This is a genomic window from Mycobacterium sp. TH-M15, assembly GCF_057473705.1.
Map to the genome: position 1 here is coordinate 1 of NZ_JBYCLB010000157.1, position 3466 is coordinate 3466.

5 protein-coding genes are annotated in these 3466 nt (G+C 67.4%); 1 reads left to right on the forward strand and 4 read right to left on the reverse strand.

What is annotated here, in order from left to right:
• The 4 genes from AC2VNT_RS03750 to hemL all read right to left on the reverse strand — a co-directional run.
• Positions 1-288: cytochrome c biogenesis CcdA family protein (locus AC2VNT_RS03750; RefSeq protein WP_486945579.1), on the reverse strand; the 288-nt coding region annotated here is incomplete at its 3' end.
• Entirely contained in the window at positions 285-893 is a 609-nt protein-coding gene (locus AC2VNT_RS03755; RefSeq protein WP_047313790.1) for a TlpA disulfide reductase family protein, read from the reverse strand. The genes AC2VNT_RS03755 and AC2VNT_RS03750, both read right to left, overlap by 4 nt.
• Positions 894-940: 47 nt before the next feature.
• Positions 941-1549 carry a histidine phosphatase family protein gene (locus AC2VNT_RS03760; protein WP_047313620.1) on the reverse strand — a complete coding sequence of 203 codons (609 nt, stop codon included), beginning with the start codon at positions 1547-1549 and terminating at the stop codon, positions 941-943.
• Positions 1549-2883: a glutamate-1-semialdehyde 2,1-aminomutase gene (hemL, locus tag AC2VNT_RS03765; protein ID WP_486945580.1), complete on the reverse strand. Its 1335-nt coding sequence runs from the start codon at positions 2881-2883 to the stop codon at positions 1549-1551. Before hemL ends, AC2VNT_RS03760 begins: the two co-directional genes overlap by 1 nt.
• Positions 2884-2970: 87 nt before the next feature.
• On the opposite strand from hemL, the gene AC2VNT_RS03770 reads away from it, so the two are divergent.
• Complete coding sequence (locus AC2VNT_RS03770; RefSeq protein ID WP_486945581.1) at positions 2971-3363, forward strand: nitroreductase family deazaflavin-dependent oxidoreductase; 393 nt, start codon at positions 2971-2973, stop codon at positions 3361-3363.
• Positions 3364-3466: the final 103 nt, after the last annotated feature.

Here is a 3466-nt window from a genome sequence, read left to right on the forward strand (position 1 = left end):
GGCGACGGTGTCCAGCACGAACACCGTGGTGAACCCGGCAACAAACAGCGCCGCAGACCCCGCCACCCGCCATCGGGCGGCGGGTGGGGCTTTGATCGCGCCCGACCCTGGGAGCGCCTCTTCGTCAGAGACACCGTCGACCCCGACGACCGCCGCCAGATACGACAGGTAGCCAGGCACCAGCGGCACCACACACGGCGAGGCGAACGACACCAGCCCCGCCAGCACACACACCCCTAGTGCCACCAGCAGCGGTCCCGCGGCGGCAATCTCGGTGAAGCCGGTCATTGACCGGCTTCCTGGGCCAGCCGCGCCACCACGGGTTGCAAATCCCCGGCGAGCAATTCCCGCAGAAATACCGCCGCGACCCGGTGCTGACGGTCCAGCACCAACGTGGATGGGATCACGGTGGTCGGGTATTTGCCGCCGAAAGCAATCAGGGTCCGCATCGCCGGGTCATAGATCGACGGGAACGTGACATGGCGGTCGTTGACGAAATCCTGAGCCGCCTGGCGGTTGTTATCGCGGACATCGATGCCTAGAAAAGACACCGAGGACACTCCGGATCTCCGCGTGGCGTCATAGACCTGCTGCAATTGGGTCACCTCGGCCCGGCAAGGCCCGCACCATTGGCCCCACACGTTGATGACGACGACCTGGCCCGCAAAGGGTTCCGCGTCCAGCGACAGCGTGCGCGCCGGATCCATCAGGTCCGGCCCGGAAAGCGGCCCCGGGCGGCCGCGGCTCGCGGGCGGATCGTAGAAGATGTCGGTCTTGCCGCCGGGCGAAACGAATTCGAAGGTGCCGCCGTGGACTACCGCATCGCGACCCGAACAGCCCGCGAGCAGCGTCACCAACACTGCCCCGACGATCGCCAGCCGCCAGATGGTCATGGCGCCACTCCTCCGCATCGCTTCGCTCTGCATCGTCACCGGCGCGATCAAGTGCCCGCCGGCTGGGAATACTGCACGTCGACCAGCCGGTCGCCGTCGTAGACGAAGGTGGTCACCGAGCCCAACGCGCAGTCTCGGCGCCGCGGATCGTGCCAGAGCCGCTTGCCGGTCAGGTGTAGCCGCAGCGTCCACACCGGCAGTTGATGGCTGACGCACACCACCTCATGGCCGGCGCCGCGGGCGCGTGCCTTCTCCATCGCGGTCGTCATCCGGGCCGCGATCTCGACGTAGGACTCCCCCCACGACGGGGTGAACGGGTTACGCAGCTGCCACCACACCCGCGGGTCCCGCCAAGCGCCGTCTCCGGGGCCGACGCGCCGCCCCTCGAAGAAATTGACCGATTCGATCAGATCGGGGTCGGTGTCCACGGGCAGGTTGTGTTTCTCGGCGATGGGCGCCGCGGTCTCCTGCGCCCGCTGCAGCGGGGAGGCGATTACCGCGACGACATCACGATCGGCTAGTGCGGCGGCGACCGCGGCCGCTTGCGCTCTGCCCGTCTCAGACAGGCCGAATCCGGCGAGCCGGCCGTAGAGGATTCCTGTGGGGTTGTCCACCTCGCCGTGACGCACCACGTGAACCCGGGTTTGCTCGGCCATCAGGACTTCCGCTTTCGGGCGGCGGCTGCGGCCGCGGCAGGCAGCGCATCAGCGATACGCCCGAACGCGTCGTCGTCGAGAGCAGCCGAGACGAACCACGCTTCGAACGCACTGCACGGCGGGTAGACGCCCGCGTCGAGCAGGGCATGAAAGAACGCTGGATAACGCCAGATCTGACTGTTGCGGGCAGACGCAAAGTCGGTCACCGCCGTTTCGGAGAAGAACACGCTGAACATATTTCCGGCCCGCGGAATCTGGTGTGGCACACCGGCATCCGTGAGCGCCTCGGACAACAGCGTAACTAACCGGTCGGCATTGCTATCCAGTGCGGCATAGACCGCGTCGTCGGCGGCCCGCAACGTTGCCAATCCGGCGGCCCTCGCCACCGGGTTACCCGACAGCGTCCCGGCCTGATACACCGGCCCCAGCGGCGCCAGCCGCTGCATCACCTCGGCGCGCCCGCCGAACGCAGCGGCCGGCATTCCGCCGCTCATGACCTTGCCGAAGGTAAACAGGTCAGCGGCGACCGGATCGAGTCCGTACCAACCACTTTGGCTGACCCGGAAACCGGTCATCACCTCGTCGAGGATCAGTAGCGCACCGTGCTCGGCGGTGATCGCGCGCAGCGCCGCGTTGTAGCCGGGTGCCGGTGGGACGACTCCCATATTGCCGGGACTGGCTTCGGTGATCACCCCGGCGATCTGGTCCCCCCACTGGGCGAACGTCTGCCGAACGGCATCGATGTCGTTGTAGGGCAACACAATTGTGTCAGCCGCGGCGGCGCCGGTAACCCCCGGCGAGGACGGCAGGCCCAGCGTCGCCACCCCAGAGCCCGCGTCAGCCAGCAGCGCGTCCACATGGCCGTGATAGCAGCCGGAGAACTTGATGATCTTGGCCCGGCCGGTGAATCCGCGGGCCAACCGGACCGCGCTCATGGTGGCTTCGGTGCCGGAGTTCACCAGCCGTATCCGCTCGACGGGCGCCACCCGCCCGATGATCTCGGCGGCCAGCTGCGTCTCCGCCGGCGTCGGCGCCCCGAACGACAACCCGGAGGCGGCGGCCGTGGCGACGGCGTCGACCACGGCGGGATGCGCATGGCCGAGGATCATCGGCCCCCACGAGCAGACCAGGTCGACGTAGCGGTTACCGTCGGCGTCGGTGAGCCAGCAGCCGCGCGCTTCGGTGATGAAGCGCGGGGTGCCGCCGACCGCCGAGAAGGCGCGTACCGGGGAATTCACCCCACCGGGAATGACGGCGCAGGCATCCTCGAACAGCTGCGCCGAGATGCTGACGGCTGGGCCGGCCGGTGCGGTTGCCTGGTCAGTACTGGCCATGACGACCAGTGTTCCAGCCTCCGCGACTCGTTGAACTACAGGGTGTAAGACTTGAGGTCGACCCAAGCCGACGAGTTGGATAACGGCATGCAACTACCCCAATGGCTCGCCCGGTTTAACCGGCACGTCACCAACCCCATTCAGCGGCTGTGGGCTGGCTGGTTACCCCTGCACGGCATTCTCGAGCACGTCGGGCGGCGATCCGGCAAGGCTTACCGCACACCGTTGGTGGTGTTTCGCGCCGACGTCAATGGGCAACCCGGGTTTGCGATCCTGCTGACTTACGGCCCCGACCGGGACTGGTTGAAGAACCTCACCGCCGCAGGAGGCGGGCGGATGCGCCGCAGCGGCAAGAACTACGGCGTCACCGACCCCCAGGTCGTCACGAAAGCCGAAGCGGCCCAGCACGTGCGCACCGGCCGGTGGTTTTTCGCCAGGCTGCCGTTTGAGCAGGCGGTGCTGCTCACTCGAACGGTGTGAGGGTCAACTCACGCGGTGGCCGAATTTTCAATCCCGGCAGCCCAGCTGATCAACAAAACCAACCGGCGCAGGCCCGGAATGCGCAGCCATCTTCATCGTTGCC

What these genes read in the sequence shown, in the direction of transcription:
- AC2VNT_RS03755 (WP_047313790.1), bottom strand. Translation starts at nt 893, where the DNA reads ATGACCATCTGGCGGCTGGCGATCGTCGGGGCAGTGTTGGTGACGCTG.
- AC2VNT_RS03760 (WP_047313620.1), bottom strand. Translation starts at nt 1,549, where the DNA reads ATGGCCGAGCAAACCCGGGTTCACGTGGTGCGTCACGGCGAGGTGGAC.
- hemL (WP_486945580.1), bottom strand. Translation starts at nt 2,883, where the DNA reads ATGGCCAGTACTGACCAGGCAACCGCACCGGCCGGCCCAGCCGTCAGC.
- AC2VNT_RS03770 (WP_486945581.1), top strand. Translation starts at nt 2,971, where the DNA reads ATGCAACTACCCCAATGGCTCGCCCGGTTTAACCGGCACGTCACCAAC.